Source organism: Bacillus sp. FSL W8-1127 (genome assembly GCF_038006725.1).
Taxonomy (GTDB): Bacteria; Bacillota; Bacilli; order Bacillales; family DSM-4216; genus Bacillus_O; species Bacillus_O smithii.
The window spans coordinates 1,130,966-1,149,594 of record NZ_JBBOVU010000001.1 but is presented as its reverse complement, the minus strand read 5'-3'; the positions used below and the strand labels follow the sequence as shown (position 1 = coordinate 1,149,594).

Below are 18,629 nucleotides of genomic sequence, written 5' to 3'. Positions count from 1 at the left end.
GAAAAAGGCAGGGTATTCTCAGATTTGCGACCAAACAAAACTGAAAGGAGATACCCTACCTTATGAGTAATAGTATACTCAACTCAGATTTCGCAAATCAACTGGAAAATATGATAAAAGATTTTGTTCAAGAAAAGCTTGAATTCATCATGAGAGAAGAAATCAAAAATTTCCTCCAAGTGGAACAGGAACACGTTCAAAACTCAAGAAATGGTTATTATCACCGTACTCTTGATACAAAGTACGGGAAAATAGAAGCTCTTACGGTTCCAAGAGATCGCAACGGGGATTTCCAGACTCAACTGTTTGAGCCTTATCAACGTCAAGACGGCTGGCTGGAACAGGCGATTATTAAAATGTATCAAAGTGGGATGAGCACTCGAGAAATTGGGAAGTTTATCGAAAGAATTCTTGGTTCAACCTACTCTCCTACCACGATTAGTCATATTACAGATGCCGCGTTGGAGGATATTCAAAAATGGCAACAACGTCCATTAAACAAACGGTATTCTGTGTTGTATCTTGATGGGTTTTATATAAAAGTTCGTCGTGATACGTATGCCAAAGAAGTCATTTACGTTGTTCTTGGTGTCAATGAAGAAGGTTATCGTGAAATTCTTGGCTTTTACGTTGGAGGTCAAGAAAGCGCGCATGGCTGGCAAGAGATTCTCCAAGACCTTTATACACGCGGTGCTCATGAAGTCTTACTTGGTGTTTTTGATGGACTCCCAGGTCTTGAAGAAGCCTTTAAAGCCGTCTATCCGAAAGCCGATGTTCAACGATGTGTGGTCCACAAAGTAAGAAATACGTTAAACAAGGTAAGGAAAAAAGACCAATTTGAAGTGGCTGAAGACCTAAAGCTGATCTATCGTTCGATGACAAGAGACGCAGCCATTCAAGCCTTTCATGAGTTTAAAGACAAGTGGTCTAAAAAGTATCCTAGAGAAGTCCAATCTTGGGAACAAGATTTAGATGTCCTCCTAACATTCATGAAATATCCGACCAGTATTCGTAGTGTCATCTACACGACCAATGCGATTGAACGAACGATTAAAGATATACGTAAACGACTCAAAACGATGAACAGCTTAACCAGTATTGAAGCAGCAGAAAAAATCACGTTCTTAACGGTACAGGACTTGAATGAAAAATGGTCCACTAGAAAACTTAAAGGGTTTTCTACGGCATACAAGGCACTTCAAGATATGTTTGAAGAAAGATACTGAAAGACCAAATTTTGTTCATGAAGAACAGAGTCTAGGGAGACTAAGTTGTCTTATATGAGACTGAATATTCAGTCTCATATAAGACAACTAAACACCTCCTCCAAGATTAAAAAAACGTATCTGAGAATACTCTCTTACACAAAATTCTTGACGGTACCTTTTTTCCAATCTAATCATTTCTAAAATAGGTTCGAAAACTTATCTTTTATAATTTTTTATTACAACTGTCCAAAACTCTTCATTGTTCATTTCGGAAAGAAGTTGGGTTCCCGGCAAAAATTTTGAATGGATGGCAAGCGGTCGATCAAACTCATGACTTTGGATGAGATGTGAACATTGATTTAAATGGAAAAGAATCAGGTTGACCTCATTTTGTTACGTTTAGATGATCTCTTCAGAGTGGTTTGGTTGATGCTAAACGGCGAAAGAATCGTTTTTCATTCAGGTTATAATCCTTTTCATTGAAAAAAGGGGTGACTATAACGAAGTCACCCCCTGATTCATCCTCATTATAGTTTGACTACATGTTCTGCCTGAGGTCCACGATTTCCTTGAACCACTTCAAACTCCACTTGTTGTCCTTCTTCCAACGTCTTATATCCTTCTCCTTGAATGGCGCTGTAATGAACAAATACATCGGATCCACTATCAGATTCGATAAATCCGTATCCTTTTTCAGCATTAAACCATTTAACAGTGCCTCGTTCCATATTAAAACCTCCAACATATAAATTCATTCTTTATTTAGTTTCTCCAAAAAAAGAAAAAACATTCACTTATCCATAAAATATTCTTTTTCTGCCAAAAAAAGGCCCTACATCGATTACGGAACAAACGGAATCGTCGCAATCAATGTAGGACCGCAAATGAACCGTGCTCTCCACGGCTCCTATTGAAACGGATTAATGATTCATTTTATCCAATCGAGTCGTTCTATATTGTTTCACATCGCTCGGTTCTGCCCCGCATCCCCAAACTTTGATCGTTCTTTCAATTTTTACATCAGCTTCATAAGTTCCTTGCTGTTGGCCGTCTGGTGAATGATAATCAATTCGTACCCGAGCCGTATTCTCGCTTTTTTCAACGATCTTCGACTGTTTCATCATTTCTATCCAATCCCAGCCCATTTTCAAAAAGGCTTCCCGCTCTGCTGCTTGTTCAAATGGAGAAATAACTCCCCAGCCTCGGTAAGAACCGGCTAGATCAGAAAATGCACCCTTCCGGAACAATAGAGCATCCAGTTGATTTGGATTCAAATGGCCCCAGTAGCGTCCTTCCGGCAAGTCAAGCATAGTCGGCGCATAGCGATGGCCTCCCAAATGACTGGAACGCCATACGCGTAAACAAGAATCAGGATTTAATGAAAGACGTTCCTGAATTTCCTTATACAGTTCGTAGCCAAACTTTCCACAGCACCGATCGCGGCTGCCTTGTGTACATAAAAACAGCTCTCTGATATGGGATGAAGGCTGCAAGTACTCATCAAATTTCTCTAAAGAAGCGGTATTGGCTAAAAAACCTCGCACCAACTCGTGAACTTTTTGACTCGGAAGCAAATATTCCCGTTTTTCATAATGAGCCAAAAAAGAGTCCGGTCGTTCAAACAAAAAGACGCGCGAATACCCATCAGGAGAAGGGAGAGTATCCGAATGAAACGCTAAAAACCGGAAACTTTTTTCTTGCTCTTCCGCCTCTTTTAATACTTCCAACAATTTTTCATTCATTTTTGGGGACTGTTCTACTTTTTTTGTCCATGGAAATGGCGTTTCCACCAAAATATAGCGCTGATGAACCGGAGCTGAACCGATTGGATCAATTCCATTGGTCTTGGCTACGATGGAACAATAGTCATGTAGATCTGCTTCTTTCGGGCTTGTTTTTGTTTCTAACATACTTTGCATCGTCTCCTTGCTTTTCAACTTAATGACCTTTTTCTTCATACACTTGAATATTCTTTCTTCCTATCATTAGTTTAATGATAGGGAGATGTAACTTGCAAATGTATGGGCCCATTTTTCTTAATGATCTGTGAGAATCTTAATTATGAACAATCTTCATGTTCACAAAACAAAAACACCGTCACGTACGAACGGTGTAAAAACAAAGTCATATCAAGAAACCCTAACTATTCATTCCGGACAAAAAAAGCTCTACTTACTACCACTTAACCTGAATTCTAATTAGGAAATAATGCCTTGCAGTTTTTTAAACTTTATTGTGATCTTTGGTCCGAAATGGTTGCATGATTATTTTCGGCACTTAAGGCAGCCAAATCATCGTATGGTGGTCCTGTTGTAGTTCCAGCTAGCAAGACAATATCAAACTCATTTGCCGGGATTCCCCATGAATTACCATTAAATGTCGTGAATGCCCGATCCACTAAAAAACCACCTTTTGTATTATAAACCACGTTATTATTCATAGCACCCGTTACATTTGGATTGATATAAATACCTGTCCGCAACGAATAAAACGTATTATTTTCAACTATTAAATTCGTTACATTAACCTGAGGCACTACTGCCCGATTCACTACCCAGTCAGACATTGGCAATGCTTGTGGAGGACCGAATATTGTGTTATTCATCAACCTTGTATTCGTTCCGGCAACTTGGATGAATTCTTTCTGGTAAGGAGTATCACTCGTTATGGTTAAACCATCAATCGTCGTATTATTCGATAAAATTAACAATGGAATAAGATCGGCCTGCAATACAAGCAATGTTCCTGGCTCGCCTTTTAAAGTAATCCCTTCCTTATTGACGGCAATTTGAGTGGTGATAGGGTATGTTCCACTTAATACATGGACCGTTCCTCCCGGATTTACGGCTGCAATCCCTTCCACAATGCTACCAAATGGATTCGCTCTGCTTCCATTTCCATCTACTGAGCCTGCAAGAACAAATATATTGTTCGGATCTACGATTTGATCTATTGCATGATTAAGAGCTTCTTGTACACTTGCCACGGTAGGATATCCTGAAACGGGTCGATTCGTTAATACGGTTCCGGCTGCTTGATCTTTTTGTGCCTCTGTTAGGCTGTTGTATGCTGTAAGATCAAGCCCCAATTGTGGATTTTCAAGAGCAGCCCGCATCTCAGCCACTGTTAGAGCATTATTTACTGCATCTAGACTGCTGTTGCCTCCAGATAAGACGTAATCGGTTAGTTCCTTTGTGATTGTAATCACATCATTAGTATTAAGAAGATTATCAAGCTCACTTCCAACTACGGTTACAAATTGAATTTTGCTATAAAGATCTCCTGCAAAAATAGTAAACAAAGAAATTCCGTTCAGGAAAGAGTTTTGAGCGTTTCCAAAGGCAACGACCTCTGTTTCTCCCGGATCAAGGACAAAAGAAACCGTCCCATCTTGACTTAGCGGGTCATTTCCTTCACGAATAAAAAGAGTAACTTGTAAAGTGGCCGGGCTCGTGTTTACAAATGTTTTTGTACCTGCCATCTTATTTCCCTCCTTTCTTGCTTAATTGATCAAATATATTATTCATAAATTAGATAAAAATACCAACTGCTTATTAAGAAAGACAGATCACTGTCTTCAGTTCATCATATGTACAAGCTGGTCAAAAGAGTGAAACTAAAATAGCCCTTTTTAAAAAAAGGGCGCAACGGATTCTATTGGGATTTTTCAAAAAATCCAGTTTTAAAAAGAACACATTAAAAAAAGGGGGGCTACTATATTCTTCTTTATATCCATTCCAAAATACCGGTTAAATCTTCATATATTGCATCCGGATGTAAATCCAACTCTTCTATCGGCAACTTGTTCCGATTTATCCATGCAGTATGAAAGCCAAAGTTTTTTGCACCGGAGATATCCCATCCATTTGAGGAAATGAACAATACTTCTTTTCGTGAAACTTTTAGCGTATGTAATGTATGATCATAGGCGGCTGGAGTTGGTTTATATTGTTTTACTTCATCAACGCTGACGACATCATCAAAAAGTTCGCCAAATAGAGAATGATCGATCAATGGATCTAGCATATCATGCGACCCATTTGAAAACACAGCCAGAGTCTTGTTCCGTAATTGAAGCAAAACTTCATGGACTTCGGGAAAAGGAGTAAGATGCAAATAAGCTTCCATTAAAAATTCCTCAATTTCAGACGGTATGCTCCGTTCATTTTCTTTCAAGGCATAGCGGAGAGCATCTTTTGTTATTTCCCAAAAAGAACGGTATGTTCCCATGAGTTGACGCAAAAACGAGTATTCGACTTGCTTTTTCCGCCAAGTCTGACTAATAGACTCACCTTTTCCAGGATATAAAGTTTCCACTGCTTCTTTCACAGAATGTACATCAAAAAGAGTACCATATACATCAAATATAAATGCTCTTACGGATTTAGACATTTTTCTCCCCCCTTTAAGAATAATAAACTTAATATTCTAAAATTTAAAATGATTTTTTAAATTTTATGGTAAAAAAGCAGCCGGATCCATTAAAAAACCCTCTGCGGAAGTTCCGCAGAGAGCGAAATATTAGCGATTGTCGATTTTTTCAGGATATAAATCGTGATTCATTAATCGATATTCAGCCATTTTTTCATATTTTGTACCGGGACGTCCGTAATTGACATACGGGTCGATCGAGATTCCGCCCCGTGGAGTGAATTTTCCCCAAACCTCAATATAGCGTGGATCCATGACATCGATTAAATCGTTCATAATAATATTCACGCAATCCTCATGAAAGTCTCCGTGATTGCGAAAACTAAATAAATAGAGCTTCAACGATTTGCTTTCGACCATTTTTTTGTCGGGAATATAGCTAATATATATTGTAGCAAAATCCGGCTGGCCCGTTTTTGGACACAAGCTTGTGAATTCCGGGCAATTGAATTTTACAAAATAATCGCGGTTCGGATGTTTGTTGTCAAATACTTCGAGAACCTCTGGTGCGTAGTCGAATACATATTTTGTTCCTTGATTGCCTAACAACGTGACTCCTTGCAATTCTTCCTCATTTCTTCCTGCCATTTCGGCTTCCTCCTTTTCTACTTTTTTTGTTTAAACCCCTCGTTTATTTCCCCATAAAAGAGTATGGAGCTGCGGCAGTGCCCGAACATCATTCATTTCAGCCGATGCAGAAATTTTTTCTACAAGCCATTTCATTTTTGTTAATAAATGCTTAATCAACTGATCATCATCGGCCGTAGCTGGATCGTCATTTCCTACTTGGACAAAAAAAGGAACAGAGGGGTAGCGTTGATGGACGGAGACAGCATAATCAAAATCACGATCATCAAATATTACCACTTTTAAACTAAAAGTTTGGTGGTTTTTCGCTTGAAGCTTTTTCACGATGTCATCCAGCACGAAAAAATTGGTTTTCATCCCTGAACTAGGAGGCTTCGGTGAAATCGTTAAATCATCGATTTGCCAAAACCAATCTTGCCAGCGGCTCCCTTGCGTTTCAAGACCTATACGGATTCCTTCCTCTTTCAGCAAATCAATGAATTCTGAAAGGCCAGAGATGAGCGCCGGGTTGCCTCCGGAAATCGTCACATGACTGAAACAATCACCGCCCAGTTGTTTGAGTTCCTTCCATATTTCCTCCGCCGTCATTTGTCGAATGTCTGCTTTTGCCGATCCGTCCCACGTAAAAGCAGAATCGCACCAACTGCATGAATAGTCGCAGCCGGCCGTTCGGACAAACATTGTTTTTTGACCGATTACGCTGCCTTCTCCTTGAATGGTCGGGCCGAATATTTCTAATACAGGCACCTTCTTAGCCATATTACTTCCCTCTCTTCGGCCGATAAACTACATAACTGGTCGGTGTTTCGCGCAAGAACACCTGCAAGCATTTTGGCTTGTTCGGCAATGTGTCCAAATAAGCTTGTATCATTTCGTATATTTTTCGTGCCACTACTTCGGTGGAAGGAAAGTTTTCAGGCTGTTTTTCACTGAACATTTGGTGATCATTCAAAAGTGTATGGTCAAATGGATACGAAACAATTTTTTTCAACGCTTGAAAGTTCACCAAAAATCCGGAATCATCCAACTCGTCACCTGCAACCGTTATATTGACAAAATACGTATGGCCATGTACATTACGGCACTGTCCTGCATCTGGATGAGGAATGAAATGGGCAGCTGCAAATTGCAGATCTTTGTTTAATTCGTACGTATAATCATGCTGCACTTGCGGATAAATTTGTTGTAGCATTACTTACTACCTCCGTTCTTTTTAGATAAATATTCGTTCAATCCCCGCTTGCGAAGTTTACAGGCCGGACAATGACCGCAACCGTCGGCCATAATACCGTTATAGCAAGTCAATGTATTTTCACGCACATAATCAAGCGCTCCTAACTGATCAGCGAGCTCCCAAGTCTGAGCTTTATTCAGCCACATCAGCGGGGTATGAATGACAAATTCGTAGTCCATTGCTAAGTTAAGCGTCACATTTAAGGATTTGATAAAAACGTCCCGGCAATCAGGATAGCCGGAAAAATCCGTTTCACAAACCCCTGTGATAATATGGCGAGCCCCCGATTGCTTTGCCAGCACCGCAGCAAACGATAGAAATAACAAATTTCGGCCGTCCACAAAAGTGGTTGGGAGTTCCCCCTCTTTTTGTTCAATCTCAATCTCTTTACGAGTCAGTGCATTAGGAGCGAGCTGATTTAATAAAGACATATCCAGCACTGTGTGCTTCACTCCAAGATCGTCAGCAATCGTTTTTGCCACTTCTATCTCTTTTCGGTGACGTTGTCCGTAATCAAAAGTCACCGCTTGAACTTCTTGAAAATTTTTCAAAGCCCAAAATAAGCATGTTGTGCTATCTTGTCCTCCGCTGAATACCACAACCGCTTTTTCCTCATTCAACATGATCTTCACCTTTTCTTATATAAATTGGTTGTTTAGGGTTCACGAATTCCAATATAATCGCCGGCATAATAAAAAGAGATTGCGCAATGGAAAGACGCAATCTCCCACTATTATCAGCAGAGAAACAAACTGCTGACCTGCCGTTCCTAAAAAAAAGCAAATCAATAAAAAGCACCTTTCCATTTCGTACGAACTAAAGGGAAACGTGCTTTGACAGACATGCAGAACGGCAGCCCGGACATTGTTTCCTGGCCGGATGTCTCTCCTTAGTTTTTTATAGAGGGAGTTCGCGAACCTCTCCCGCGCGTTATGCACGGATTTCTTATGGAGTTGTTCAAATGATCATTCATCATTCTGATTGTTTACTATAGCACATTTTTATAGATTCGACTACTATCAGGATCCATCCATTCATTTGTCTTATTTTTCCATTCACAAGGAAAACACACCGTTCAACAAGACGAACGGTGTGAAAAATCGTAAATTCAACTTCTATTTAGAACAGTTCCAGGTCTGTTATTCCTGATTTTCAATCGCTTCAATCACTTTTTCAGCCGTGCTTTTGCTGGATTGTGGATTTTGTCCTGTTACCAAATTTCCGTCGCGGACAGAGAAATCGGACCACTTTTCACCCGAAACAAAGTTCGCCCCTTTTTCACGCAGCTTGGATTCCAGTAAAAATGGCATATGTCTGTCCAGCTGCGTTTCCCTTTCTTCCTCATTCGTAAAAGCGGCTACTTTTTTCCCTTTCACTAATGGAGTACCGTCTTTATAGGTGACGTTGACAAGCCCCGCCGGACCATGGCAAACAGCGCCAATGACTCTTCCATCTTCGGCGAATTGCTGCAATACATATTGCAACGTTTCATTATCCGGAAAATCAAACATGGTGCCATGCCCTCCAGGGAGGAACACTGCATCAAATCCAGCGGCATCTTCTTTGCTTAATTTCGCTGTGTTTTTTAATTCTTTTTCCGCTTCAACCCAATCCGGATTTTTTTCTTTTATGCTATTTGGATCAAGAGGAACTTCTCCGCCGTTAATGCTCGTTACTTTGACATCATATCCTTTTTCCTTAAAGGTCAAATAAGGCACCGCAAACTCTTCCAGCCAAAGTCCCGTCTTGTGATCATCCGTAATCGTTGTATGGTTCGTCACAACCATGAGAATACGTTTATTGTTCGCCATTTGATGTACCTCCTTTAATTGAGTCTCATGACGTTTTCGAATTTACTATAATGATTCTTTCCCGATAAAACAAAAGATATGCTTCGGTTTGATGAACCTTAAAATCGTTATTAAAGGTCCAATCCATATTCTATGACCTTCAAACTGCCTTGCTGATATTCCCTTTTTTGAAATGCAGAGAGCCACCTCTTATTACACTTTCGAATAGCCATCCAAATTCATGGACACTTTGCTTTAAATGCCAAATGCCAGCCAGTTAATCGATTTATCTGCTTTTTACGAGAAGCTGCACCGCTTCTTTAATGACCTCAGAACGCGCTTGATCTTCTCCCTCTTCCATTTGTTCACGAATGCATTTTTCTAAGTTTGTCGCCACTATTAGTGCAATCGCCCGATCCAAAGCACTTCTTGCTGCACTTAATTGGGTAATTACTTCTTTACAATCTTCCTCTTGGTCCAGCATACGAAGTACTCCGCGAACTTGTCCTTCGATTCGCTTTAAGCGGTTTTTAATATCTTTACTATACTCCATTACCGGCTATCCCCTTTATCCTTTTTTGATCACACGAACAGTTCGATAATGAATAACTTTTAACTTTAAACCCTTTTCTAGCTAAAAACCGCAGACCTAGATTCAATTCCAGTGGATCTTGCGCAATCAAATGAATGTTGTTTTTGGGAATATCTTTATAAAAACGTTTTAAGTATGCATATGGAATATTCAAAGATGTATGACCGTCCGTTTTCATGACTTCATTATAGTCCCTGATATCCAAGAACGTAATTTGGCCATCTTGGCGCTGTTTCCTTTGATCTATACACGGAATGCCTTTAACCGGATAGTAACGTTTATAAAGTTCTTTTAAGCAAATAAAAATGATGAATAATATCAGCAATCCAACCATAAGCATCTCCCATATCTCGTATATTCTATACTCACAATGGATAGTATACCCTATGGGGTGTTTAGTCAAGTAGATTGATTTATTATGAAGCATGAGGCTTTTGCCGCATCTTACATCGTATTTTCTTGTAATTGCTGAACATTCAATAAGAATGAACGTCTATTGGATGCTCAAAACCATTTTCATCCTATCTCTACTACATGTAACTGCTACAATATATAATACTTTTAAGAGGTGAATGGTATGTGTGGACGATTTACACTAACGGCTTCCATTGCAGAAATTGCTGAACGTTTTAGCGCTGAATATTCATTTAAGGATGAAGATTATTCCTCAAGCTACAATATAGCCCCTTCCCAATCGGTTCTAGCCGTCATCAATGATGGTCAAACCAACCGAATGGGCTTTTTAAGATGGGGATTAATTCCGCCTTGGGCAAAAGATGTGTCCATTGGCCATAAATTAGTGAATGCCAGAGCTGAGACTCTTACTGAAAAACCTAGTTATCGGCATGCATTTCAAAAAAAACGCTGCCTTATTGTAGCCGACTCCTTTTACGAATGGAAACGAGTGAACAATCAAAAGATTCCGATGAGAATTTTATTAAAATCCCACGAGTTATTTTCGATGGCTGGATTATGGGAACAATGGAAATCGCCGAATGGCGACTCGATATTTTCTTGCACCATCATTACAACCAAACCTAATCCTCTCATGGCGTCTATTCATGACAGAATGCCAGTGATATTAAAACCGCAGGATGAACCGTTATGGTTGGACCCAACTATTAGCGACCCTCAAAAATTAAAGAATTTATTAAAGCCTTATGATGAGCAATGCATGGAAGCGTACGAAGTTTCTCAATTGGTCAATTCACCGAAAAATAACTCGCCCGATCTAATTCAGCCCATTGACTAGGAAGTTTTAAGGCTTTCTTTTTTTCTTTTTTTCTTTTCCCCTTTTTCATCACGATTATAGAGAAGATTTCAATAAACGAATCCTTTTCTGAATTCGATCACGTGAAATGTCCTAATGGTTTTTCACAAAATTATTTGACACAAGTATAAAATTCTGATTTTTGATTCAAAATATGGACAAAGGAGGATTGAATGATGAAATACGCTGGCATTTTACTTATAAAATTTATTGCTTGCCTAATCGCATTTGCAGTAGGTCTCGATCTATTTTTTGATGCTACCTATTTGGATATTTTTTCTTTCAGCTTACTGACGACGATTATGTCTTTTTTAATAGGAGATCGGTTGATTCTTCCCTATTTTGGAAATACGTCTGCATCAATAGTTGATTTTCTTCTTGCCTATACGAGCGTTTGGATTTTTGGCAGTATTCTTCTTAATAACTATATGCAGATTGCTTGGGGAAGCATTATTTCAGCCGTTATCATCACAATAGCAGAAGCGTTTATTCATCAATTTATTCTGAATCGTTTTCCGGACGTTCAAACGAACAGGCGGACAAAAATGGGAGTCAATCAAAAACTAGCATATAACGCCGAGTTTTCGGAAGATCATGATTTTAACGATAAAAAAGAATAAATTGGTCATTTGATTAGATCCCCTTATAGGCAATGGAAATGAAAGAAACGAATGATACCTAAATGACTATAAGGGGTTTTTGTATGGACTTTAAAACCTATTTCCCATTCGCCCTTTTTTTTGCAAGAAAACGCCGATTCATCCTGTTTCTATAAAAAATGGTTTCATCCAAAAATAAAAAAAATCAGTGTGTGAAAAAGTTCACAAATTATTCATTTATATTGTGAATAAATTCACATTTAGTGTTGTATAATGAACTTGTAAATCGCTGCAGCCATTCCTTTTCTTTCTAAATTATCAACGTTTTATGAAGAACCGTACCCTTTCACGTGTGTCTTTGGCTGCAGCATCTTTTAAATGAATGTTGGCATAACATTTACTGCTAACAGGAAATTATGTTCTAACAGTACATAAATTTGTAGACTTACCCTATGTAAACCATTTTTTACATATGGGTTTGGTTAGATTCTCACACATTTCACATCAACCAGAAATGACGAAAGGAGTTTCTTATCATGAAAAAAGAAAAAGTAAATCGTGTTGTTATCGTTGGAACTGGTGCAGTAGGTTGCAGCTATGCTTACTCCCTAATCAATCAAGGTGTAGCTGAAGAAATAGTATTGATAGATGTCAACAAAGCAAAAGCGGAAGGCGAAGCCATGGACCTCAATCACGGAATACCGTTCGCCCCTTCTCCCGCTAAAATTTGGAACGGAGATTATGAAGATTGTAGACAAGCTGATTTAGTCGTCATAACAGCCGGATTAGCGCAAAAACCGGGAGAAACCCGTCTGCAATTAGTAGAAAAAAACACTAAGATTTTTAAAGAGATAATTCGAAATATTATGAACAGCGGATTTGACGGAATTTTCCTAGTAGCTACAAATCCGGTCGACATTCTTACTTATGTGACCTGGAAAGAATCAGGACTTCCTAAAGAACGTGTCATCGGTTCCGGCACTGTACTCGACTCAGCCCGGCTGCGCTTTCAACTTGGAGAACGTTTAAAGGTCGATCCAAGAAATGTTCACGCAGTTGTTATTGGTGAACACGGCGATACAGAACTTCCGGTTTGGAGCCATGCTACTATTGGTATTGAACCACTCGATTCCTTTATCAAAAAGGGTGAAATCACTAGAGCAGATCTGGATGAGATCTTTGTAAACGTACGGGATGCTGCATACCATATCATCGAAAGAAAAGGAGCCACCTATTACGGAATCGGAATGTCTCTTGTCCGCATCACTAAAGCGATCCTTCAGAATGAAAACAGCATTCTGACTGTATCCGTTCTGCTTGAAGGAGAATACGGTCAAGAAGATCTTTACATCGGTGCACCCGCCGTCGTTAACCGAAATGGGGTTCGTGAAATCATCGAAATGAAATTAAATGAAGAAGAAAAAGAAAAATTCAACCACTCAGCCGCTGTTTTGAAAGAAACGATGAATAAAGTACTTTCTTAAACGACCATACAAAGGGAGCGTTTTAAGTTAAATGCTTATTCCGCTCCCTTTATATATGCCCTGTCTTTTGGCGAGCTGCAGAAGTTTATTTCCAGTTTCGTTCTATCATAAACCATGATTCTGAGAAGACAAAACCATGCAAAAACTCATTTGAGAGGGCAAGGGGTATTCAAACTCGATTTAATCAAAACGATCGTTATTATTCGAATTTTAGTTGCATTTCCGCATCGTTTTTCTGGACGCCGAAATGGTTCCATGTATGAAGAAATAATATGTTGATTGAATAAATGAAACCGGCATTTTTTGACATTATATAGATTCTACTTTAGTTTTTTCTATGTTCACTATAATTTTAAAATTTTAAAAATTAAAAACTTCTTTTTGAACTGTCAATAATCCCCTTGAAAATGCACATTTTTTACACTTATTTGATCTTGCATATTCCCCACCCTGCATTTAAAATTTAATTTGAAACGACTATTTATTATTTTTAGAATTTTATTTCGTCGTTGCGAGGGATTTTGACGTCGATTTTTGTATGTTTTTTAAAATCGATTCACTAATACGCTCGAAAAGTATAAACGAAAAAAAGACCGGACAACATAAGAACGCTTAAAATCTTTTATTCATCAAACCTGCGTAGGTTCAGGGAGGAATTTCATTGTCTTTTATCATTAACATCATTGGAATTATCGTTGTTTTTGCTATTGCCTATTTATGCTCTATCAATCGTAAAGGCATAGATTTTGTCTCTATCCTTTTGATGTTTGTTATTCAATTGGTTATTACTTGGTTTATGTTAACCACTAAAATAGGTGGACAATTCATCCAAATCGTTTCAAAGTTTTTCTTATGGCTTATCCATTGCTCTATGTCCGGTATCAATTTCGTCTTTGGTGACCTAGTATCTTTAAATGGTACACCGTCCTTTTTCATGAGCGTATTAATGCCGATTATTTTTATTGTTGCCTTCTTCGATATCTTAACTTATTTCGGCATCCTTCCAGCTTTAATCAACGGCATCGGTTTTGTGCTTTCTAAATTGACGCGTGCTCCCCGCTTTGAAAGTTTTTTCGCTACTCAAGTCATGTTTTTAGGAAACAATGAAGCGTTGGCGGTAACGAGACAACAACTGAACAAAATGGATGATAAACGGCTGCTGACCGCCTGTATGGTAGGAATGTCTTGTGTCAGCGTTGGAGTTCTCGGCGGATATATGCAGCTCATCGATCCTAAATATGTATTAGTTGCCATTCCATTAAATGACGTTGGAGCATTAATCATTACATCATTCTTAAATCCATATAAAGTGTCGAAAGAAGAAGACGTCGTTTACAACCCTGCAAAATCCGGAGAGAGAAGAAACTTCTTCGATATGTTGGCAGACAGTATGCTGACTGGAGGAAAACTAGCTTTAATCATCGCCACCATGCTGATCGGATTTACAGCATTAATTACTGCCAGCGATAGCGTTTTAGGATTGATCCATAAAAACCTTTCACTGGAAAATATTTTTGCCGTACTTTTTTCGCCTTTTGCCTATTTAATGGGAGTTACACATTCCCAAGTATTTACCGTTTCTCAATTTATGGGTGAAAAATTAGCGACGAATGAATTTGTAGCAATGGGGAAACTACACCCTATACTGAATAAACTGAATCCACACACAGAGGCTGTCATCTCCACGTTTCTTGTTTCTTTTTGTAACTTTTCTACTGTAGGAATTATTTTGGGAAGCGTGAAATCATTATTCAATGAGGAGAAAACAAAACTAATCGCCAAAAATATTTGGCGTCTGCTCGTTTCAGGTATTTTGGTCTCCTTTTTAACTGCGATGGTGGTAGGGTTGTTTGTAAGATAAGCAAGAAGATGCTGTCGCTTTCTATTCATTGAGGTAAGAAAATCAATTCCGGTCCTAAGCAAAGTTGATGCTTAGGACTGTTTTATGGGTGAAACTGCTTCTTTCTTTTCTTCCTGAAATACCACTAATCTTTAGGCAAGGATTTGCATTCAAGCAATCAAATAACCCCAATATCTCGATCATATTCTTCAAAGCTTATACACAATGAATCCGCTTTTAAGTTTTTATAAAAAAAGCTCGGCACAATGTTCGAAGAACCAATGTTCCGAGCCTCTTTTTCGCATGAAAAAAGAAAAAGGTAAATATGGAATACCCTAGCTTTGGCCTTTAGACAAACCGCTTTTAAATACCCAAAGTCGGCTGCCCATAAAAGTAATGGCCATCCCACACAATGTTGCAAAAATCTTACTTACAGCCAACGGCCATTCAAACTTTTGCTTAAATAAAGAAAGTAAAAGAAGAGTAGTCGCATAGGCAGCCAAATTAATGGTTAGAAATCGAAGCAGCTCTTGAATATTAGCTTTTTCTTCTGCTTTAAAAGTCCAATTCCTGTTCCATATGTAGCTATTGATCATACCAGCAAGATAAGAACATCCTTGCGCCCATAAGTAATGGACATGTAAACCGGTGAGGACAAAAAAGACGATAAAATCAATAAGTGTATTTCCAACTCCTACCGTACAAAACTTCAGAAGCATTCCCATTTTTTCTTTTAGATGATCCCACATAAAGATACCTCCTTCGTCTTTTGACCGGAAGGCAAAAACCATAATCTTTCACGCCATTCGAATGCTGTCAGGATTTCACCAAAATTCGAGGAGGCCTGATTGGGAGCTGGACCTCCTCGCTTGATCAATTCTCGGAAGTTTTAGGAGCAGGAGATGAAAGTTTCGCTTCTTTTGTATATAAGTCCGTTTCGATCGCGTATCGAGGACGTTTTTTTACTTCTTTAAAGATTTTTCCAATATATTCTCCTATCAGTCCAATCCCCAATAATTGCAAACCTCCAATCAACCAAATGGAGAGCATGAGAGAAGTCCATCCTGATACGGTATGGTGCCGCCATTCTTGAATAAGAGCATATCCGCCAATCAAAATACTTAAAAGAATAGAAAGAAACCCTAATAACGTCACAAATCGAATGGGAGCTACACTAAACGATGTAATTCCATCAAAAGCGAAGGCCAGCATTTTTTTCAAAGGATATTTAGATTCCCCGGCGAAACGTTCCTTTCGATCATACATCACTTTAGTAGATGGGAAGCCGATTAACGGCACAATCCCTCTAAGGAAAAGGTTCACTTCTTTATATTTTAGTAATTCTTCCAAAGCTCTTTTACTCATAAGACGAAAATCTGCATGATTAAAAATAAGGTTAATGCCCATTTTGTTCATGAGCCGATAAAACGCGACAGCGGTTGTCCGTTTAAAAAACGTATCGGTATCTCGTTTATTTCGTACTCCATAAACAATGTCATAACCTTCCCAATATTTTTCTACAAACGTACGGATGGCACGAATATCATCTTGCAAATCCGCATCAATGGAAATCACGCAGTCGGCTTGTTTGCTGGCGGTTGCTAATCCCGCCAACAAGGCATTTTGGTGCCCGACATTTCGAGCAAGCTTTAAACCTTTTACATAAATATTTTGATTCGTTTCTGCTTCAATCAAATCCCAAGTACGGTCTCGACTGCCATCATCCACAAATAAAATATTGCTATCTTTTGAAATTAAATGTTCATCGATTAATTCTTTGATCACCTGTGTTAATTGTTTAGACGTTTCTTGAAAAACTTCTTCTTCGTTATAACAAGGAACGACGATGGTTAAAACTGGGTAATTCAAAGAAATTCCTCCTCAGAATTCTTTATTTTGCTTTGTATAAATAAATTCTCCACGCTGAATCCGGATCGTCGAAAGCCTTTAAAAAGTGAAGGCCGTCCTCCTCCGCATTCATAATAGGTACGGATGAAAATATATACTGTCCGCCCATTTTCTTAAATTGATCAATGTTCAATTGAAGATGATGAATTTTTTTCTTGCTATTTTTTCGGAAGTCGTAATGCTTTCCTAATTCACTTACAAAAATATAGCATCTGCCGCCCCATTGATCAAAGTATGTCTCCAACTGCTTATTTTTCTCCAGTTCTTTCGCAATGATTTTCCTAAATTGGTGCTTATACGACAAAGGATAAAAATTATTATAGGTATCCAATGTGTAAAACCCATTATACTGGGCAATGGCAGGGTGAAGCCCTATGCTCGCCACCCGATAAGAAGATTTTGGTTTTCCGATATATTTCGCTATTTCTTCAAACTGATGAGTGGCATAAAACTGTTTAAACGACGGCGAGTGATTGGCACGATAATAAATCTCTGGATTGGCTGCAAAAAGTATAAGAAGCTGCAGCACTAAACATACCTTCACAAATCTTTTCCATTGAACCCCTTTTTTCCAGAGAATATAAGCACCTACCGCGAACATCATGTAAATGATCATTGGCCGTAAAAAATGGAAACGAGCAAAATTAAACGTATTTAGCAATTGGTACCTTTCTTTTAATGGCTCCCATCCTTTGTAAAACCAGAAGGCATACCAGACTGATAATACGAAGTTAAGGATAAACAAACGAACATAGTTTCTTTCTTGATTCCATTGTTTCTTCTGAATAATGATCGCCATGACGATAAAAGAAAGCGGAACAATCACAAAAGTGTGCAGGGTCATTACGTGCGTATGCCCTAAGAAATAGTTCTTAAACACAAGACGAACAGAATGCCAAAATCCTAATTTAGAACTGACAAATTCATTCCGGCTCGTCGGTTCTGTCGGAAACACCAGCGAATAAACCAGCCGATATTCAATTGCCAAAAAAAGGAAAGTCATATACGCTATGCTGCCAAAAAACTTGAGATTCCAATCACGTTTGACCATCACATCGCGCAGCCAAAGGAGCCCCATGGCTACCAGAAAAAAGAAAAACCCTAAAACGAAGCTTGAATAGAAAGGAAGCAAAGTAATCGTCAACCATTCTTTCCAAGTCGCTTTTCGTTCTCTTATATTCAAAAATGCCCATAAAGCAAGCGGCTGTCCAAGCGTGCTTAACATGCCGGAAGGCCAAAAAGGAGTCAGCGCAAAAGCAAGCGACACTCCTACTCGAATTAGATAAGCATCGTCTGCTTTAACAAAGTGCTTTTTTAAAAGCAAATACATGCCTATAAAAGCGAATACCCGTGTGATCGTTTGGCTTAATGCGTAAGCTAACATTGGAGGAAACAAATGATGCAGCCATTCGATCCCACTAAACTCCGTACCGTATGCATTACGCGGCAACCCATTGATTACTTGTGGAATGGTAGCATTAATAGGTCCGAATAATTCCCCGCTTCGCTTTAACACCCTATACCAAGCAATGTTCGAGTCCATATTATCATGAACCCGAATATGTGAATTTTCCCCTAATACATACATAGGAAGGAGATATACTCCAATTAATGCAAAAGCAATAATAATCCATTTTTGTTCTTTCGTCCAATTCGAAGCTAATTTTGCCATCATTCCGTATACA

The 18,629-nt window shown here is 38.8% G+C and carries 19 protein-coding genes and 1 riboswitch; of the genes, 5 read left to right on the top strand and 14 right to left on the bottom strand.

Features of this window, described 5'->3' with window-relative positions; genetic code table 11:
* Nucleotides 1–62 precede the first annotated feature (62 nt).
* Nucleotides 63–1,226, top strand: a complete 1,164-nt coding sequence (locus NST12_RS05480; RefSeq protein WP_048623008.1) for an IS256 family transposase — start codon at nucleotides 63–65, stop codon at nucleotides 1,224–1,226.
* 509 nt (nucleotides 1,227–1,735) lie between these two features.
* Here the strand turns inward: NST12_RS05480 and NST12_RS05475 are convergent.
* The 11 genes from NST12_RS05475 to NST12_RS05425 all read right to left on the bottom strand — a co-directional run bounded on the left by NST12_RS05475 (nucleotide 1,736) and on the right by NST12_RS05425 (nucleotide 10,177).
* On the bottom strand, nucleotides 1,736–1,936 hold the full coding sequence (locus tag NST12_RS05475; RefSeq protein WP_003355029.1) for a cold-shock protein: 201 nt from the start codon (nucleotides 1,934–1,936) through the stop codon (nucleotides 1,736–1,738).
* A 192-nt stretch (nucleotides 1,937–2,128) separates the two neighbouring features.
* Nucleotides 2,129–3,118 (bottom strand): sucrase ferredoxin, encoded by a 990-nt coding sequence (locus NST12_RS05470; protein ID WP_048623007.1) that lies wholly within the window; start codon nucleotides 3,116–3,118, stop codon nucleotides 2,129–2,131.
* Between the two features lie 320 nt (nucleotides 3,119–3,438).
* Nucleotides 3,439–4,689, bottom strand: coding sequence for a right-handed parallel beta-helix repeat-containing protein (locus NST12_RS05465; RefSeq protein WP_156179222.1), 1,251 nt, complete (start codon nucleotides 4,687–4,689; stop codon nucleotides 3,439–3,441).
* Nucleotides 4,690–4,934: 245 nt separating this feature from the next.
* Nucleotides 4,935–5,600 carry a haloacid dehalogenase type II gene (locus NST12_RS05460; protein WP_048623006.1) on the bottom strand — a complete coding sequence of 222 codons (666 nt, stop codon included), beginning with the start codon at nucleotides 5,598–5,600 and terminating at the stop codon, nucleotides 4,935–4,937.
* 129 nt (nucleotides 5,601–5,729) lie between these two features.
* Complete coding sequence (gene queF, locus NST12_RS05455; RefSeq protein WP_048623005.1) at nucleotides 5,730–6,227, bottom strand: preQ(1) synthase; 498 nt, start codon at nucleotides 6,225–6,227, stop codon at nucleotides 5,730–5,732.
* Nucleotides 6,228–6,257: 30 nt separating this feature from the next.
* Nucleotides 6,258–6,986, bottom strand: a complete 729-nt coding sequence (gene queE, locus NST12_RS05450) for a 7-carboxy-7-deazaguanine synthase QueE (protein ID WP_048623004.1) — start codon at nucleotides 6,984–6,986, stop codon at nucleotides 6,258–6,260.
* A gap of 1 nt (nucleotide 6,987) precedes the next feature.
* Nucleotides 6,988–7,419 carry a 6-carboxytetrahydropterin synthase QueD gene (queD, locus tag NST12_RS05445; protein WP_048623003.1) on the bottom strand — a complete coding sequence of 144 codons (432 nt, stop codon included), beginning with the start codon at nucleotides 7,417–7,419 and terminating at the stop codon, nucleotides 6,988–6,990.
* Entirely contained in the window at nucleotides 7,419–8,081 is a 663-nt protein-coding gene (queC, locus tag NST12_RS05440) for a 7-cyano-7-deazaguanine synthase QueC (RefSeq protein ID WP_371836618.1), read from the bottom strand. The genes queD and queC overlap by 1 nt, the downstream gene beginning before the upstream one ends.
* A gap of 263 nt (nucleotides 8,082–8,344) precedes the next feature.
* Nucleotides 8,345–8,388: riboswitch (PreQ1 riboswitch) on the bottom strand.
* Between the two features lie 212 nt (nucleotides 8,389–8,600).
* Entirely contained in the window at nucleotides 8,601–9,272 is a 672-nt protein-coding gene (locus NST12_RS05435) for a type 1 glutamine amidotransferase domain-containing protein (protein ID WP_041846895.1), read from the bottom strand.
* Nucleotides 9,273–9,537: 265 nt separating this feature from the next.
* Nucleotides 9,538–9,804, bottom strand: coding sequence for a metal-sensitive transcriptional regulator (locus NST12_RS05430; protein ID WP_003354269.1), 267 nt, complete (start codon nucleotides 9,802–9,804; stop codon nucleotides 9,538–9,540).
* The gene (locus tag NST12_RS05425; RefSeq protein WP_003354268.1) at nucleotides 9,794–10,177 is read right to left on the bottom strand and encodes a hypothetical protein; all 384 of its coding nucleotides are present in this window, start codon (nucleotides 10,175–10,177) and stop codon (nucleotides 9,794–9,796) included. Before NST12_RS05425 ends, NST12_RS05430 begins: the two co-directional genes overlap by 11 nt.
* A gap of 243 nt (nucleotides 10,178–10,420) precedes the next feature.
* Here NST12_RS05425 and NST12_RS05420 point away from each other — a divergent pair, with 243 nt between their 5' ends.
* The 4 genes from NST12_RS05420 to NST12_RS05405 all read left to right on the top strand — a co-directional run bounded on the left by NST12_RS05420 (nucleotide 10,421) and on the right by NST12_RS05405 (nucleotide 15,057).
* Entirely contained in the window at nucleotides 10,421–11,095 is a 675-nt protein-coding gene (locus NST12_RS05420; protein ID WP_048623001.1) for an SOS response-associated peptidase, read from the top strand.
* A gap of 194 nt (nucleotides 11,096–11,289) precedes the next feature.
* Nucleotides 11,290–11,733: a YndM family protein gene (locus NST12_RS05415; RefSeq protein ID WP_048623000.1), complete on the top strand. Its 444-nt coding sequence runs from the start codon at nucleotides 11,290–11,292 to the stop codon at nucleotides 11,731–11,733.
* Between the two features lie 515 nt (nucleotides 11,734–12,248).
* Entirely contained in the window at nucleotides 12,249–13,196 is a 948-nt protein-coding gene (locus NST12_RS05410; protein ID WP_048622999.1) for an L-lactate dehydrogenase, read from the top strand.
* A 661-nt stretch (nucleotides 13,197–13,857) separates the two neighbouring features.
* The gene (locus tag NST12_RS05405; RefSeq protein WP_048622998.1) at nucleotides 13,858–15,057 is read left to right on the top strand and encodes a NupC/NupG family nucleoside CNT transporter; all 1,200 of its coding nucleotides are present in this window, start codon (nucleotides 13,858–13,860) and stop codon (nucleotides 15,055–15,057) included.
* 314 nt (nucleotides 15,058–15,371) lie between these two features.
* On the opposite strand, the gene NST12_RS05400 is transcribed toward NST12_RS05405, so the two are convergent.
* From NST12_RS05400 to NST12_RS05390, 3 genes are all read right to left on the bottom strand, one after another.
* On the bottom strand, nucleotides 15,372–15,785 hold the full coding sequence (locus tag NST12_RS05400; protein ID WP_048622997.1) for a GtrA family protein: 414 nt from the start codon (nucleotides 15,783–15,785) through the stop codon (nucleotides 15,372–15,374).
* Between the two features lie 124 nt (nucleotides 15,786–15,909).
* Nucleotides 15,910–16,905 (bottom strand): glycosyltransferase family 2 protein, encoded by a 996-nt coding sequence (locus NST12_RS05395; protein WP_048622996.1) that lies wholly within the window; start codon nucleotides 16,903–16,905, stop codon nucleotides 15,910–15,912.
* Nucleotides 16,906–16,927: 22 nt separating this feature from the next.
* On the bottom strand, nucleotides 16,928–18,619 hold the full coding sequence (locus NST12_RS05390; RefSeq protein WP_048622995.1) for a DUF6044 family protein: 1,692 nt from the start codon (nucleotides 18,617–18,619) through the stop codon (nucleotides 16,928–16,930).
* Nucleotides 18,620–18,629: the final 10 nt, after the last annotated feature.